Source organism: Candidatus Latescibacterota bacterium, assembly GCA_019038625.1.
Taxonomy (GTDB): Bacteria; Krumholzibacteriota; Krumholzibacteriia; order Krumholzibacteriales; family Krumholzibacteriaceae; genus JAGLYV01.
The window spans coordinates 20076-36916 of the sequence record JAHOYU010000175.1 but is presented as its reverse complement, the minus strand read 5'-3'; the positions used below and the strand labels follow the sequence as shown (position 1 = coordinate 36916).

Annotated in this window: 13 protein-coding genes; 8 read left to right on the top strand and 5 right to left on the bottom strand. The window is 44.0% G+C overall.

From position 1 onward, the window contains the following. The first annotated feature begins 92 nt into the window (after positions 1 to 92). From KOO63_12630 to KOO63_12620, 3 genes are all read left to right on the top strand, one after another. Positions 93 to 944, top strand: a complete 852-nt coding sequence (locus KOO63_12630; protein MBU8922656.1) for a hypothetical protein — start codon at positions 93 to 95, stop codon at positions 942 to 944. Between the two features lie 565 nt (positions 945 to 1509). Further along, positions 1510 to 1632: a ribosomal protein L7/L12 gene (locus KOO63_12625; GenBank protein MBU8922655.1), complete on the top strand. Its 123-nt coding sequence runs from the start codon at positions 1510 to 1512 to the stop codon at positions 1630 to 1632. A gap of 109 nt (positions 1633 to 1741) precedes the next feature. Further along, a complete protein-coding gene (locus KOO63_12620; GenBank protein MBU8922654.1) occupies positions 1742 to 2119 on the top strand; it encodes a hypothetical protein in 378 nt (125 codons plus the stop codon). Between the two features lie 681 nt (positions 2120 to 2800). On the opposite strand, the gene KOO63_12615 is transcribed toward KOO63_12620, so the two are convergent. The 5 genes from KOO63_12615 to KOO63_12595 form a co-directional block, all read right to left on the bottom strand. After that, on the bottom strand, positions 2801 to 3265 hold the full coding sequence (locus tag KOO63_12615; GenBank protein MBU8922653.1) for a hypothetical protein: 465 nt from the start codon (positions 3263 to 3265) through the stop codon (positions 2801 to 2803). A 36-nt stretch (positions 3266 to 3301) separates the two neighbouring features. Beyond that, a complete protein-coding gene (locus KOO63_12610; GenBank protein MBU8922652.1) occupies positions 3302 to 6676 on the bottom strand; it encodes a hypothetical protein in 3375 nt (1124 codons plus the stop codon). Between the two features lie 52 nt (positions 6677 to 6728). Then, the gene (locus KOO63_12605; GenBank protein ID MBU8922651.1) at positions 6729 to 7355 is read right to left on the bottom strand and encodes a hypothetical protein; all 627 of its coding nucleotides are present in this window, start codon (positions 7353 to 7355) and stop codon (positions 6729 to 6731) included. 269 nt (positions 7356 to 7624) lie between these two features. After that, entirely contained in the window at positions 7625 to 7843 is a 219-nt protein-coding gene (locus tag KOO63_12600) for a transposase (GenBank protein MBU8922650.1), read from the bottom strand. 78 nt (positions 7844 to 7921) lie between these two features. Beyond that, on the bottom strand, positions 7922 to 8497 hold the full coding sequence (locus KOO63_12595) for a TetR/AcrR family transcriptional regulator (protein ID MBU8922649.1): 576 nt from the start codon (positions 8495 to 8497) through the stop codon (positions 7922 to 7924). A gap of 286 nt (positions 8498 to 8783) precedes the next feature. Between KOO63_12595 and KOO63_12590 the strand changes: the two genes are divergently transcribed. From KOO63_12590 to KOO63_12570, 5 genes are all read left to right on the top strand, one after another. Beyond that, positions 8784 to 9797: a thermonuclease family protein gene (locus tag KOO63_12590; protein ID MBU8922648.1), complete on the top strand. Its 1014-nt coding sequence runs from the start codon at positions 8784 to 8786 to the stop codon at positions 9795 to 9797. A 146-nt stretch (positions 9798 to 9943) separates the two neighbouring features. Next, the gene (locus tag KOO63_12585) at positions 9944 to 10123 is read left to right on the top strand and encodes a hypothetical protein (GenBank protein ID MBU8922647.1); all 180 of its coding nucleotides are present in this window, start codon (positions 9944 to 9946) and stop codon (positions 10121 to 10123) included. 49 nt (positions 10124 to 10172) lie between these two features. Beyond that, positions 10173 to 13151, top strand: a complete 2979-nt coding sequence (locus KOO63_12580) for a TAXI family TRAP transporter solute-binding subunit (protein MBU8922646.1) — start codon at positions 10173 to 10175, stop codon at positions 13149 to 13151. 153 nt (positions 13152 to 13304) lie between these two features. Further along, positions 13305 to 14426, top strand: coding sequence for a M48 family metalloprotease (locus KOO63_12575; GenBank protein ID MBU8922645.1), 1122 nt, complete (start codon positions 13305 to 13307; stop codon positions 14424 to 14426). A gap of 16 nt (positions 14427 to 14442) precedes the next feature. Continuing rightward, positions 14443 to 16824, top strand: a complete 2382-nt coding sequence (locus KOO63_12570) for a VWA domain-containing protein (protein MBU8922644.1) — start codon at positions 14443 to 14445, stop codon at positions 16822 to 16824. Positions 16825 to 16841 lie beyond the last annotated feature (17 nt).

The following is a 16841-nucleotide window of genomic DNA, read 5'->3' as shown; positions in this document are numbered from 1 at the left end:
GGTCACTGGTTCGAGTCCAGTATTGCCCACCACTTTTACTCAAAGAAATCAAAGGGATAGGGAATTAGGTAGTAGAAGCTGGTGGCCTTATTATGTCCAAGGAGCATGCGGGGGCACACACAGGGCACCATTTTCTGAAGGGGCAGGATCGTGGGGGAGATGTGGGGGCAATGGGTGATTCAGATTTATCGCAGAATGGGTGGATTAGTTGCAGGGAGGAGGCAACATTGACAAAGACTGACAGTTTCTGTTATTTTCATTTTCAACTCGGGGATCTATCTAAAAGAGACAGGAGTATTAAGATGCTTGTTGCTAAACGATTGTTAATCAATGCACTGTTTTGCATTATTATTGGCATTATTTGTCTCTCAGAGTTGGTTTATGCACAGAGTACATTTTTAGCAATATTAAAACCATGGGGAGCAGATAGTATTAAATACAGAATGTATGAGGAACTTTATCCATACAATACTCATCCTGAGATACTAACTCTTGAATATGATGATTCAAATTGGGAGATAGGTAATTCTTCTTTTGGTAATACCACACCAGAATGCCTCGAAGCACCGGAAACACAATGGGCTCTCCCCAATACAGGTATTGTAATTAGAGTTTGGGTACATGTGCCAATTGAAACGACTGAGATTACAGTCAGAGCCAAACGTACTTACGTTGCCTTAAGTTACATAAACGAAGAAGGATTGGGAAGTTCTCTAACATCAGGCCCAGATGATTGCGCAATATATGATTATTCTCGTAGTACAAATGAGCATTTCATTCCTGGAGAATTGAATCTTATAGTAGTATATGCACGAGAAACAACGGATTATCGCTATTTTGATTTCCAAATCGAAGCTGAACTAGATGTAATAGCGAGTGAATCTTCATCATGGGGAGCTATTAAATCAATTCAAGACACAGATAGGTCAGTTCCTCTAAAATAATTCAATAAAATTCCATCCCAGCGAAAATCGATGACCAATGGAACTAGGAAATTGGTGATCCGACCCTATCGAGCGCCGGGGGGACCCCAAGCTGGTGAGCTGGTCAGATATCAGGCTGTGTTCCGACAATATTAAAACACCTTTCTAATAGGATTTTCCTCACAATTGAGTAAGTGCAAGTATTGTAAGCGGGGGGAATAAATAGGAGGGACAACCGGTTCGAAATCTCCTTCCAGAATGCTCTGAGAGGTGATAACTCATCAGGGTGGTGTAAGTTTTCACCGAAAAAAGGAGGAGTCGACTCCTGGGTCGGCTAATATTGAAATCCTGATAATATCAAGCATAGCTGGACTTCCCCTGGTTCTCTAGACACCTGTCCCTCCTGAAAATGTCGTCCGCGCTGTTACTATTGGACTTAGCGATTCCCTGGAAATAACGCAGGATGAGACCTCAGCGCTGAAATGAAGGTGCGTAGAAGTAATAATAGCATGGGATCTATATTATGCTTGGACTATGGTAAGTGCAAGTAATCTAAGGCGGATGGGATTAATGGGAGGGACAGCTTATTGAAGCTAAAACACTTGTTGAATCCACTCCTGTTCTTATTAAAGAGGGGATTAGCAAGGATGAAGCAGAAGAGCTTAAATCAAAACTTGAAGAAGTTGGAGCTACCGTAGAACTTAAGTAAATTACTTGTCTGGTCAATACGACGACTTTGCTGGTCGTTCATGCTGACGTACCGCGACCGATGATCTTGGATTTGACACGGGTGACGAGGTTCGCGGCAGAGCGCCGTGATGTTAATTGGATATTGCGGCTATTATTATACAGCTGTGAATTATGGAACTGGAGATGGTCCACATTCAATCTGCTCGGGAGATCTTGACGGAGACAACGATCTTGATCTGGTGGTGGCTAACGTAGGCAGTGATTTAACAGTTCTTCTTAACAATGGAAACGGAACCTATGCTGCGTCTAACCATATTGACGTTGATAATGGTTGTCCCTCGCCAATAATAAAACTGTACGTCAAAGTCAAAAGCAATATGTCGATTGTTGTGATTCCTGACAAATATGGATTCCAGCACATTCCAACCCTACCCTACCAGACCCTATCGAGCGCCAGGGGGAACCCATGCTGGTGGGGTGGTCAGATATCTGGCTCTGTTCTGTAAATAAATAATATGGAAAACATGATGTTATGGTGTGGGAGATGGTATTGTTGAGAGAATCCTAACACCCCGAATACCACACTTTCGACCCCTGTAACGCCCACCACGTATACTCAAAAAAATCAAACAGTTAACTCTTTAAGATGTACGAGCTGGTGGCGTAATATGCGCCGGGGGCACAAGGGGGACACCATTTTCTGAAGGGGAAGATCGTGGGGGAGGTGTTGATTCAGTCACGGGAATCCTATATGCTCCGGGAAGCATTTATTCGTATCCATCGGCACCTCCTTTTGGATTTTAAATAACCTAAAACATGTCTAGAGAACCCGGGGAAGTCCAATGTGATTTATATAATGTATTAGTCAGAGTAAGTGCAAACACTGTAAGGCGGACGGAATAAATGGAAGGGACAGGCCTTGGCCTTTGAGAATCGCTAGGCGATCCCGCTCTTCTTTGGACAAGTGCTAGTAGTGTTTAGACATAATCCACGCATTCTAGCGCGGAAGCGGGTCAGATGGAAGTGTTGCACTTGCTTATTGAACTCGGGGAAGGCACAATTCCTGAATACGAGGGATTCCTTATATAACGCAAAAACTCATGGCTTTAAAAATGAAGCAATGATTTGAAGTTCTTTCCAGCTAGATGCCTAACAATTAATGTAATTGTCTGCAACTTGATATATTACTATTCAGTAACAAGAGATACTGTGTAATCAGCTACGTCCAGATTTTGATTCTCTCCAGAATAAACATCATGTATCACGAACGACAAGTTCGATATTTTGTTCTTATTGTGGAGATAGACGTTTCCGATCATGTCATCAGAGCAGTCATCCCCGTCTTTAATAACAAGCATTCTGTATTTATTAGAGTAATTTGGTACAGATGCAATCTCTGAAACAAGAAGTTCAGAGTTGCTGATGTTCGTTTCGTTTTCGTCGATGGAAACCCCGTTCAACTCAATTAGAATTGCTCCAATCGACGGTGAGCTTATTGTATTTCCAGAAGAGTCCACAAGTATCAACTCGACCAAACCTGGATTCGCTTTCTCGTCATCGTCATCACCCCAAATGCAACCAGTATATAGATTTGCTGATACGAGCAAAGCGGCTATTATCATATTTACTATCGGGATCCTCTTCGACTTCATAATTCCTCCTATATCTAAAGGATTACATATTCTTTATTAATCGATATTCTCTTCTCTATTGATGCGCATGATCTCAAGATATTCCTGATATTCTACGGAAAGGAAATCGTTGATTATCAGGAATCTCAGATCACCAATATCGCAATAGCCGTTACTGTTTCCCATCAAGTCGATGCAGTCCATCTGCTCGGGTGTCATCGTTGTAACGAGGAGGAAATGATCTATGATCACAGTCTGCTCCGGAAGTATGCATTCGTTACAGTCTGAGATAACAACGACCACATCGCTTCTCACACTTTCTCCACAATCGTTGATAGCAGCAACACTATAGTTGCCGGCCCTGGGAGGATGTATGTACGTATAAGGAGTCGTAAGGACCGAATTAAACGGTGAATTGTTTATGTACAGCTGGTATCCAGTAGCGGAACTGATTGCATCCCAACTGACAGTCAAAGTTGAGTCGCAATCATATGGGTTGGGCGTGACGCCGAGATTGGATGGTTTCTCAGGTGCAGTCATGACGATTACGCTGCAAGCATCACTTGGATTGCTGCAGCCGCAGTTATCACTGCAGGAAGAAACCGTATATTCAGTGCTCTTATCCGGTATCAAGACCAGAGAAGTATTACTACTAGGTCCTGGTGTAATCTCTTCTCCGTCTGCAAACAGCTTATAGCTGGATGCGCCCTGAACCGCTGCCCAACTGACAATAACCTGGGAACCGATACATATTGTATCTTCCGAAGTTGATAGTTGATCTGGAGGATCAGGCGCTCCTATAGCGTTCACATCAACCGGTTGAGATGGGTCGCTTTCACCGCAATCGTTGATTGAAGATATCGTATACCGCCCAGTCTGGGGGGGACTTACGGAGGTGTTGTTTGCACTAACAACGCCTCCTTCCGGAATGCCGTCGATGTATAGTTGGTAACCTGAAGCGTCCTGTATGGAAGCCCAGTTTATCTGTAGAGAAGGAGGAGGATTGATACAATCATATGGATTAGGCGACACGCTCAGGTTCGAAGGGATATCCGGAGTATCATGTACAGTTACCTGTGCCGGAGTGCTTTCATCCCCGCATCCACAATTATCATTGCAGGCCGATACTGTGTAGGCCGTTGTAACGGCAGGATGAACGGTGAATGATGTACTCAAGCCGGGTCCAGGGATCACCTCGACTCCATTTGCGTAAAGCCGATAGCTTGTAGAAGTTGGAATAGCTATCCAACTGATTAGAACGGGGTCATTCGTACAGCATTCATATTTATTCAATGTAACAGTAAGTGTTCCAGGGGCTTTATTAACGGTGATTGATTTAGATCCTTTATCGGATGTACCGCACTCGTTACTCGCCCTTACTGATATCTGGCAAACATCTCCATAGTTGATGGTAGGTGGTGGCGTCCAGGTCGTGATATTGCTATTCGTCGGAGAGAAGCTACCACCACAACTCGACGACCAACTCCAATCTTCGGGATTACCTGTGGAAGTTGCTGTTAACTGGATGCCCGTACCTCCGCAAGCTTCTGAAGGGCCGGAAATTATCGGAGTACCCGGGCCCTGACCTACCGTGATAGGCAGGCTACTGCTAGAAGAGCCACAATCGTTGCTCGCCAATACTGATATCTGACAAGATCCCTCATAACCTGATGGTGGAGTCCAGAATGTTGTACTTCCATTCGGATTGGTGAATGTCCCCCCACAGCTTGAGGACCAACTGAAGCTTGTTGGAGAGCCAGAGGCGTTCACTGAATATTGGGACTGGCTACCTCCGCAAACGGAGGTAGGTCCGACAATTGTGACCTCTCTTGGCTCCTGTGTGACCGTAATTGATTTCGTTCCGGCGGTTGACTCTCCGCAATCGTTGATTGCAGTGACCCTTATCGTGCAGGATCCTTCGAAACTGACAGGTGCGGTCCAGTTTGTCGAACTGCTGTGAGGGTTGCTAAAAGTCCCTCCACAGCTTGAGGACCAGTTCCAAGATGTCGGATCACCGGAACAACTAGCACTGAATTGGACGACATCGTCCCCGCAAGTCTCGTTAATTCCGGAAATGCTGGGAGTGCCTGGTTCTTGATCTATATAGGTATTTGCGTCGTCAGAATTGGAGTCACAGGAATTCGACGCTGTGACTGATATCCGGCACTGGCCCGAATAGCCTTCGGGAGCGGTCCAATAGGTACTAGCCGAAGATGGAGAGTTGAAACTGCCTCCGCAGGACGAGGTCCAACTATAGCTTGTTGCCCCTGAGGTCGAAGCATTCAACGAATATCGATCCCCGCCGCAGACATCGCCGGGCAATCCGCTGATATTGGGGGAGCCTACTTCCTTGAAATCGAAGTTTGCAGTGAGGCTTCTATTCGTATTCATATCTAAACAGACAACCCTCGAAGTACTGGAAAGTGACCCTGACCAATGATCAAACTCATAGCAGTTTGACGGAAGTGCTTCCAAACAAATTCTTTTATCCCTAACGAAAGAACCAGACCACGGAAGATTCCTGACTATTCCATCAATTTCGGCTCTTCCCTCGCCTGACTTATATACAGACAGCGTCTGGCAGGGAACGGTGAAGGTAACAGATCGGGCCGGGTCAGTTACAAAAGAACCAGAAATCCATTGATCTAAAGGTAAAGCGTAATCTCTTATAATATTTATTGGATATTCATACTGAATTCCGAAAATTGTAATCTGAAAAACAGCATAGAATGAAAAAGTTGCAGTCCCACTGAAACTCCAGGTTTTACGAATATTGCTCACTGAAAACGAGCCACAATCGAGATCCGTGTCGATATGTTCATAATTAGAATAGATATTTCCTTCGGATGTCGATATGCGAGAGCCTCTTAAGGAGAAGCGATTACCGGCATCACCATCAAGACAGATTTCTCCTGAAGCAACCCAGGGAATTCCTATGCCCGCACAAATCAACTCCTGCCTTGGAACTGATGCCTGCAGTATCTGTGACTGCCCAAGAGAATAAGGCGTAAAATATACATCATCACTCAACATGAAATCCCGATAACCTACATATGGAATTGCAATCTGATATTGGGTTCCCAAGATTACGAGCCATGCCTGGACTCCTGCTTCGGCACCGAAATTCTGACTTATGTGACCACTCGATCCAGAGAACCACATCTCTTCATCGCTAGTTTCTATTCTGACTTGTCCACTTTCTTCCACGGACAGAACGTTACCACCGACTCCAATAGCAGCTCTTACGTAAAAACCAATACCTGCCAGTTCACCACCAAGAGGCCCTGTGTCATATCCCCATGAACCGGCGTCGATACTTTTCTGTAAGGTGCCATGTGTTTGAGAAATTTGGGCTGAGCATACAAGAGATGGAATCAATAACAAAAATAAGATACTAATGAAGATCTTTATACTACTGTAATTTCTAGCCACTTTACCCCCTCCTAAAGAAATTGATCTGGAGTCAATATGCATTCAATCGTTTTTACAAACTATAATCGGTAAATAACAATTCTGCTGTTGTTTCATTTTCCGGACTTTTCATACTAATTTTATCGGGAAGCCAGAAAGTCTTTAATTGAGAACTTTCAACGTCAATCCTTGCGAATTGACGACTGCTTAAAAATAAAATCACTCTCTTAATTGCGTAACTATCCTTGTTTATCCAAATAATGCACTCTTGTTCTTTGTTGGGAGTTCCGCCTTGAATTACATAATAAGATTGGTTACCATCAGTTTCTTCGTTGATTGTCCTGTTGCTATATGTTCTCATAGATTTCAAATAAGTACTTAAATCTACCATTATCCTTGGAGAATCAATATCTGCATTAGAACCATTGTTAGATATCTTCCCAAGTTTAAGTCCCTTGTCAGGACTGTACTTAGCTCGAAAGGAAATGTCAGGTCTTCGGGATATATTCAAATTAGAGTCATTATACAATCTCTGTTGAACATTAACTGCATAATTATTATTGGGACAATTAACCCTCAGAGCATTGTTTATAATTTTTGGTATTTCAGATGTAGGGTCATTGTTTTGTGGATGAGCAATCCCGCTAGTGAATAGCAAGAACATAATGACCAGCAAAACGTTACGAAGATGACAACTCACCTATAACCTCCCGAAATGAGAAAGACATCATGGCTGATAAGCATCAGCAATTCTTAATTATATGACATGCACCGCTGTTTGAGAGAAATACATAGTAACAGATATAATTATGATATGTCAAGAATAATTATAGAAATAACTGCTAAATAAGTTGCGTTCATAGAAACAATGAAGAAGTGTATCCTGCCAACTGAAGTGAGACAGTTTCAAGCATTTAATTAATGGACACTTCTGGTAATCGATCAAGCAACATCTTTTCTGTAAATTGACTATTCGACAGGCCACTCGACTTTCATGTTGATGTACGTTTCCCCTGCCTCCCATTCCTCGCTCATTTCCGATAACACAGCACTGACCAGCCGAAGAAGCGATTCTTCATTCGGGAACAACCTTGCGACTCTTGCTCGTCTCTTTATCTCCTCGTTCACTCTTTCCACGCAGTTTGTGGTCCGGAGTCTTCGTCGATGACTTGTTGGCAATTTGAACACTGTGAGTCCTTCAGGGATCGTAAGCTCACCTAAAATTAGGACCACACGAAAGTAGAACTTTCTGGCATATTTGTTGGATTATATTGTTGATATGAGTTGTCGGATATTGTTGAATCCGTTTTTCATTTCCCAGAAATCGTTATCGGCTTTTGCGAGTATCATGCATCCCTCGATAGTCGACAGGATGTATAGTGCAAGTTCTCTAGAGGAGATCCTGGGCTGGGGTGAAAGGAATCCGTCGATAATATGAGCAAGGTCTTGAACAATCTGATTGTATTTGTCGGCAATGAGTCTAAGTATATCACGGTCATCTTCGCCAAGTTCTCCAGTAAGGTTGCAAAAAAGAGATCCACTTGGAGTTTTGGAGTGTAATTGGGTTCTTTCTAATCTATCAATGAAATCGATCAGAACCTCTTTAGGGGGAATGCCCTGGTTTGCCGATTGATCTATCAATGACTTCCAGATAGTGTATTCATAATCAATAAGTACTTTGAGCAAATCCTTTTTTTTGCCGATTTCTACGTAAAGAGTTCTTTCAGAAACCCCGATGCATTTGGTGATTTTTCTGAAAGAGGAGCGATGGTATCCTGATTCCAGAAACAACGACCTTAAATCTTCTAAATAATCGTTAATATTGAATGAATTACTTCCCATGTTTTATACACCAAAAAAGTAATTTGCAATTCCCAAATTGTGACACAATAATGATCGATCTTCGGACACAATGACTTTATGTCAGAAATTATAGCATAAGCACTGTTGCTGTTGGAGTATAATTCTCAAATATAGTTTCTTAAAAGACAAGGGCTTTGTCTTAAGCTCTAGGATCCTCTAGTCCCAAAACGTTGGTTGACTTGAATTATAGGGATTGGATATGCTTTCGTGCACGCTTCGCAAGGTTGATGCACTCGGTAATCTGGACACATTCAGGGGGGACCTGGTGTCATCTGGCGGTAAAAGCTATCTATATGGGGGGTTGCGACAATTGAGTCAGACCGCTGAACATCATATGAAACCTGTAATAAGAATTATAGTTATAGTGCTGCTTGCTTTTTCTTGTGCATGTGATGTTGCCTGTAATAATGAAAAGGATCAGCAACAAGTAGTCGGATATGCCATAGCAAAGAATGGTAATGGCGTCTTGCTATATGACAATGGCACTTATGCCATTGTTGAAGATACTTCGATAATCGATTTGTCTCCTGACGACAAAAACGGTGAGAATAAAGAACCCAATAGTAGGATCGAAGTATTGGTTGAAGATGTGATAGATGGTGATACATATATCGTATCTTTGTACCGCCCGGTTCCCGGAATGAACGAGCAGGAGACAGTGCGACTGTTGGGAGTCGATGCTCCTGAATTGAATAATAAAGAATATTTTTCTTATAGATCCAGAGAATATGCGGCAACGCAAATTAAAGGGAAGGTTGTGGAACTGGAAATAGGGGAGAGACCAAGGGATGTGTTTTGTAGATTGTTGGCCTATGTATACTACGATAATGATTCGATGCTGAATAGAGAAATGCTTGAAGATGGTTATTGCAGGATATTTCCAAGAAAGTACCATTTTCACTATGATGAGTTCATGCAGCTTCAAGAGGAGGCGATAACAAAAAGGGTCGGGCTTTGGGCAGTGAAAGCAGGGACAGTGCATATAGCTTACATTCACAATCACAAAAAATCCGAGCATGTGATTATCTCAAATGCTACGGATAGTACCGTTGATGTATCTTTGTGGGTTGTCGTCGATAAGTCAGGGATCGAATTAGTTATTCCGAAAAATACTTATCTTGAAGCAAATATGCTCTTGAAGCTGTATAGCGGAGATCTTGGAGTAAATGAACCCCCAGGTTGTTACTATTTGTCGCATGAGAACATCTGGAATAATGATAGCGATGAAGCTTTGTTGTTGAATAGTGAAGGTGTCGCTATAGATCAGTATTCGTATTGAAATTGATTCGAAAGACGAGGACACTGTACATTCGTTCTTGAATAATATCTGCGAGGGGTATAGACTCCCCCTGATCACTTGCAATAGAGAACAGGAAGTATTTTGGGGGCGACTTTTTTCTTATCCATTATTAATAGGCGGAGAATATGTCTGCAGAGATTATAGGTAGGGTGAAGTCTGGCAAGACCAACAAGTCTTTTGAGGTAAAATGGATTCAGGGTGGAGGCGAAGTTTACGTCTCCTATGCTGGATGGTCAAAGGCCGGCAAGGCATCGAGTGCTGGAGAGGCAATGAGAAAGGCCGAAGCGTATCTATATGATAAGTAGGCTGTAAGTCACTGATTGAACGGCGTGATCGTAAAAAGGCAAGATTTTTATGATGTGGTTCCTTTTGTTTTGTCTCATCTCTTCAGATAGTCATATCTTTACGACAGGTGGCCGGCAGGGCACTTATCAAAGCGTAGCATCCGCCATAGATTCTGCCGTATCAGCGGAATACCCGGAAATAGAATTTGAAATCATATACAGTGATGGTTCAATGCAGAATCTGGAACGTGTTTATGAAGGCCTTGCGGATTTTGGGATCGTGCAGTCCAATGATCTGCATTATGCTGCGTTGCATCATCGAAAATATCCTTTTCTGAGAAATCGTGTCACAGCAGTGACCGCTTTGTACTCTGAGCCACTGCATATAATAGTTCGAAAAGACCAACATATCGTTGATCCCGTTGCTCTTAGTGGAAGAAGAATCAGTATTGGGCCTGAGGGAAGCGGAACTTTTTTTGTTGCCCAGGCAGTCATGATCACTGCGGGCATAATGGATGCTGTAGAATGTCATACACTCTCAGTTAATGAATGTGTGACTGCCCTTAGAAATCTGGAAATAGATGCTGCATTCTTTGTGTCATCTCCCTTTGTTGAAAGTTCTGTGTCAAGATTGCTTAACGGAGATGATCGATTTGAAATTCTAAGCCTTGGTTCCAATATTCTTGAGAAAGTACACAAAGAGCAGCCCTCGTTGAGGCAGATGATTATTCCCGCAAATGCATACCTGGGACAGGCCGAACCAGTCTTTACGGTAGGAGCTGAAGCTATCCTGATATGCAGATATGAATTGTCTTCAAATTTGGTCAATAAGATAACCAGGTCACTTTTCGATAATAGAGACTGTCTCCCTGATCATGTAAGGCAACAACTGAACCTGGATTTTGCTGTGAAGCATCTTCCTGTAGAACTGCATGAAGGCGCGAACATTTATTATGAAGAAACATCGCTATTTATAAGGCATTTAGTAAAGATTCAGATGACTTTAGTGTTGATTGTTATCTTCGTACTGGTAGTTATTCTTATGCTCACAAGACATCCGAGAGCCAATAGTCTGGCCTATATAAGGCTCGTTCGAGCGCAAATTTTCTTCCTGATCGTCTGGGTTGCCAGCGCATATCTTATGTTTTCTTTTGAGAGCGCTATTAATGAACACTTTGGGTCAATAGGGGAATCTTTCTGGTCAATTGCTACATATTTCTTGAGCGGACTCGAAGATATGAATCCAATAACGCTGGCTGGACGGACGGTGGCGTTTCTGGTTTTAGCCACAGGAATCGGTACTATCGCGTTTGTTACAGCTGAAGTTGCATCCATATTTACGCAGAATAAGATGAGAAAGGAAGTCGACATGCAGGGCTTCAAGAACCATGTGATATTGTGCAACTGGAGTGTAAGAGGAGAAAGGATTTTAAAAGAGTTATTCAGTCCGATATCTCCGCTCAGGAACACGGATGTTGGGATCATTACCGAAGAACCTGAGAAGTTCATGGGAATTACAGAGAAATACAAAAATCGGGTACATCTTGTCTCTGGTGATCCTAATAGAACTACTACTTTACGTAAGGCAGGAGTGCTTAAGGCTTCCTCGGTGATTATCCTGGCAAACGATGATGAAAATGATCCGGATGGTGCCTCTGCCCAGGTGCTGTTAGCGTTGAAAAAGCTTCTGGAGAATGAAAAATCTGAGGGAGCTGATCCCAGACTGATGGTGGAAGTGGTAGACTCAAGATATCGTGAGATGCTTGACGACGCCGGAGCTGATACTATGATTTGCGGAGAGGATTTTACCATCGGCACGCTTGCTCAAAGTGCCATATTCCCTGGAATGACAAAAATCTACGAGGAACTGCTGGATTACAGTAGCGATAACAACGAATTCTATGTCGTTCCAGTCAGTGAATTCGAAAAAGACATAAGGCACTCAGAAATTGTAGGAAAAAGTTACCTGGAAGTTGCGGAGAGAATCGTAGGCACACGTTCAGAAGAGAATCCTGCGATTCTGGTAGGTGTAAAAAAGGGATCGGAAGTCGTTCTCAACCCTCGGGGGCAGGAGATTGTGGGAACCAGGTCATTCAAAGGATTTGACGAAGATGATTCGTTGATTTTGATGGCTTATGAGAAGCCTGAGCCCGGCAAGCTATTCAAAGGGGGAATGCATAAGAGCCCTTCGCGTAGCATGAATGACTCTGAAAAGAATAAGATTGGATTTGGATCACGGAGAGAATGTCAGCCGCAGGAACCGGGAGAAGATCAGATTCTGATCTGCAACTGGAGCCTGGTCGGTGAAAAGATTGTCGAGGAACTTCATGATGTCTGTTCGCCGGCAAGAAGTATAAGTATTATTGTACTTTCGGAAGAAGTAGTAGACGACAGGGCTTATATAAAAAAGCATGCCTTTAAAGAAAACGTGACATTTCTTTCGGGACGTTCGACTAACAAGAATGTGCTTAAAAAGATTGGAGCCCACAAATCCAAGTCGGTTATCGTTCTTGCACAAGCCACTGCATGCGATGCTGATGGAGCAAATACTCTGACAGTTCTTTCGCTGAAGCGTCTTATTGCTGAAGAATTCGGTAGTACAGACCCGGGGCCAAATATTCTGATAGAAGCATTGAATCACAGGAAACAGGAAGTATTGATCGGTGCCGGAGCGAGTGAAATAATCTCAAGGGACGATTTTACCATGGGAATACTTGCGCAGAGCTGCATGTATCCACAGATCTCAGATGTCTTCAATGAACTTCTCGATTATGACGATGACAGCAACGAGATATACATTTCTCCCTGGGCAGAAATGGCCGATAATATGCGAAATGATATACTCGAGAAATCGTTTGTCGATCTTTACAGACATTTTCTGTACAAAAGGAATCCGGCAAATCCTTCCCTGCTTATCGGTATTGTCAGGGGTGGGGAATTTATCCTGAATCCCAGGGATCTGTCCGACAGTAGATTTACGCGCCTTAGGGAAGGGGATGGACTCATCTTTCTTTCATACAAGAGACCTGATTTCAGTAATGTGATTTAGATCGAATAACTACATGGTAATTTCTTCATACCTTGTTTGTTGTAGTATATTTGTGCGGCCGGAAAAATATTTCTTGAAATGTAATATCATTTTTAGTATGCTCGTCTACGGTTTTCTCTCAAAACATTATAGGCTCATTCCCAGGGATTTAATTTGTTTACTGGTATCAGGACAAGTCTTTCGAGGGTTGAACTTGTCGAACTTCTGCGGAGTCACAGTCTGCCCCTTGTTCTTGGTAAAAAGCTGGCAATATTCCTTATAGTCCTGACGATCCTGATCATAGTCACATCGTTTGTTGCCTCTGTCATAGTCATCGTCAACGTACCGCTGAAGATCTTCGATTTCAGCCAGATGATACCTCTCGAGATCATCGGTACGCTTCTGCTGATAGTCATCATGGCGGCTGTTGTCCCGGGGTTGCTCACATATTTTTCCCTTCCGAGGATATATGATCGGGACCTTGATGTAAGGGTGAAGCTTCCGGAGGGTGAGGGAGAACCTTCGATAAACGCGGACTGTAACAGAAAGTTGCACACTCTCGGATCTGATCTGAGACTATGGATGAGGCAGGGGCTTATCGATAAACATGCGGACGTATATTACACTGACAGGATTAAATCCAATGTCATAACATATGGCAACCTGGACAGGGCCAGGATCGTCTTTGCTCTCGATGTTCTTCAGGAGATGAGCCTGCCCCAGCTGCGTTCGATCCTTGCTCACGAGACAGGACATATCGTTGAAAACGACTATATCGTCACCTGTATGTTCTCGGAAGTCACTAAAATACTTCACTACCTGTTCTGGCCCGTGCAAATGATCAATCGAATTATTAAGACTGTGTTCATGTATCTTGAGCGATTACCGTTAGGGATATTACGCTTTGTCTTTTCAGGGTTCAGCTTCGTTATCAGACTTATAATCAACATGATAAGTATGCCGTTATGGCTGCCCAGGGCTTTGCTGTACTGGGAATCCCAGCTTGCCGAATATCTGGCTGATGATTACGGGGTTATTCTCAGCGGTAGCGCCTCAGGTCTTATAACATCCCTGATGAAACTTGAGGATATGCGCGTGAGTCTCGGAAAAAGCGGGTTCCCGCGCCGTTATGACCTGTTCGCTACTGTCGTCGCCCACAGTCGATCCCTCGAATCAAATACAGTTATCGGAGATATTGTTACGTTTTTATCGGAACTCGAGCAGTCTCATCCTAATTCGATGCGACGCTGGCAGAGGCTCGCACGCCTGGGAATGCAGGATGTTCGCGTAAAATGATAATGCGGGAGAGATTATGAAACGATCGTTCGTTGTTTTGATTCTGTTTGCAGGAATTTTGTCTCTTATTGGCTGTGACACCATAGGTGATTTTGCAGCCAAGTTCAAAAAGGATAAGATCCCTGACGATGAGATCACATGGTCCAAGGGTGCTCCTCCGCTGCAAAGGAACCTCGCCCTGGTCCTCGATAGCTCGGGAAGCATGAAAAGGAATGACAAGCAGAAGATGATGCTTTTCTCGTCTCTTGTCTTCATCGATATGCTCAGCGATATGGATCAACTTTACATAACGAGCTTTCCTAATCCGGGTGTCGTCAGCTCGGACAAGCTGGCAACCGATGTAATCAATGCCAGTTGTGCAGGCTGGAAGTCATCGACGGCAGACCAGATAGGGCCATTAAGGAACGATCCGTCCGGTAATGGTGAACTGAAGGACTGGGTAAAGAGTCTTGAATATTATTCGCAGATCACCGTGTTCGAGGAGCCGATCTACAGGGCAGTCAAGAATCTTTCGTCGATGGAACCTGTTGAGGCGAAACGCTATCTGATACTTTTTACAGACGGAAACACTGACCGGGGTGGAAAACGCACGAATTCCTGGATGGAAGAGATACACAGGCGAGAGAAGGAGAATCTTCTCAAGTACCGGGATGTCCTTAAAAAGAATAATATAGTTTTCTACGGTGTGGCTCTCGGTGATGCTACGAGGATAGACCATCTTCTTCCTCTGGCTGAGGCGACGGGGGGAACGATACTCAAGGCCGGGCGACCCGAGGACCTTGTGGGAAAATTCGCCGAAGTTTTCGGAAAGATACTGGAAACCAGGGTAGAGCCCTGCCCGCTGCAGGGCAAGACTTCAGTAAATATTAACAAGTATGTTAAGGAATTTGTTCTCTTCATCCCCGATAAGGGGGATCAGCTGTCCGTTTCCTTCGAGGACCCGGAAGGAAGCAAGCTGTCCAGTCAATTAGGAGGGTCGGGCTATGTTCGAATGGACAGGACAGAGCATCTGGGGCCTTACCAGATCATTCATGTCAACGATCCGAATCCTGGTTCATGGGATTTCAAGCTGGAAGGGCTAGAGGATGCGTCAGCCCTTCTGATCCAGAATTACGATGTTTATTTACAGATATACGGCAAGTACCCGAAAAGGGGTCTGATGAATGCTCCCAACCTGGTCCGGGGACGTCTGGTAGACAGCAGCGGGGAGCCGATCAAGGATCCTGAATTTTTCAGTGAGGGAGAGTTTAAGTACTCCCTTAATTACGTGGAGACATCCCTCGAGGACAGGCCAGATGAGCGATACGGATTCGAGATGGAAATTACGCCGAAGGACACCTTATTTCACGACCTTGTCTGCTCGGCCGGTAACAGCATGTGGCTCAACCGGACAATCAACGTTAAGTTCGGAGGCAAGGACGGAGTCATTCTGAGGGTCAACAACGACGCTGATTTTGGAGAAGTCATTCCTTTTGCCGACGGTATGTATTACTGGTGGTGTCGATGCGTGAGTAAATTGCTTAAACTTCCTTATGCTGAGAACTGGAGGAAGAATAAAGCTGTTGTGAGATTCAAAGGTACCGATCCGGCTCTCAGGGGAGTGGTATTCAAGCTCGATGAAGAAAAACTTTATGACGAATATCGAATCCGACTGACCGACCGGCGCCATAGAAAGCGTTTCGTCATAGACGAAGATTATAAGGCTGATTTCTATCTCGATATCAATCGTGACGCTAGAAAGCTTGGAAAGAGACTTGTAGTACCGATCATATATCCTTCAAATGCAGGAAAGATAAAGGGAGACAAGGAGATCGGCGTGAAAGCCGAGATCCAGGAGCTCGGTTGGGCATGGAGGACCAGTCATTTCTGGCTGCAGTGGCTGATCTATCTGTGGATCTTCCTTTTCTTCATCTATCGTCCTTTACATTACGTGTTTGGTTACAGTACACGGAAGATCTCATATAAGCCGAAGAGGGCCCTCAGGCGATATCACAGTCCGCGTCCAGGTGAAGGCTTGCTCTCTTCCTATCTAAAGGCACTTCTGTTTTTATATCCGTTGACGATGGTAAAATCCTTTACTAACAAGAGGAAAGGAAAGAAAACTCAAAACAAATATCTGGATTCGAGTTTCGGAAGCAAACTGGGCCGGTTGATCCAATCAGTCCTTGGATTCCCTACAGGACCGTTCGCCAGGCCTTTCAAGGCCAAGGTCGGAAATACCAACGTTGGTTTTTTCCGGTCGGGCGGAAAGATACTGATCAGGCTGGGTGATCTGCACAGAGTGACGGGCAAGGAAGCTCCCTCTGACAAGAACAAGCTTGTACCGGTACGCGGTTCTATCAGTTATCCGGTCCCAGGTGAGATAGAAGAAGGTCGTTTTGTTATCAGGCTCAAATGATCAGGGAGAAAAAGATT

Coding starts and splice junctions, on each gene's coding strand:
- KOO63_12585 (MBU8922647.1), top strand. CDS start 9,944: ATGTCTGCAGAGATTATAGGTAGGGTGAAGTCTGGCAAGACCAACAAG.
- KOO63_12615 (MBU8922653.1), bottom strand. CDS start 3,265: ATGAAGTCGAAGAGGATCCCGATAGTAAATATGATAATAGCCGCTTTG.
- KOO63_12570 (MBU8922644.1), top strand. CDS start 14,443: ATGAAACGATCGTTCGTTGTTTTGATTCTGTTTGCAGGAATTTTGTCT.
- KOO63_12595 (MBU8922649.1), bottom strand. CDS start 8,497: ATGGGAAGTAATTCATTCAATATTAACGATTATTTAGAAGATTTAAGG.
- KOO63_12620 (MBU8922654.1), top strand. CDS start 1,742: ATGTTAATTGGATATTGCGGCTATTATTATACAGCTGTGAATTATGGA.
- KOO63_12580 (MBU8922646.1), top strand. CDS start 10,173: ATGATGTGGTTCCTTTTGTTTTGTCTCATCTCTTCAGATAGTCATATC.
- KOO63_12630 (MBU8922656.1), top strand. CDS start 93: ATGTCCAAGGAGCATGCGGGGGCACACACAGGGCACCATTTTCTGAAG.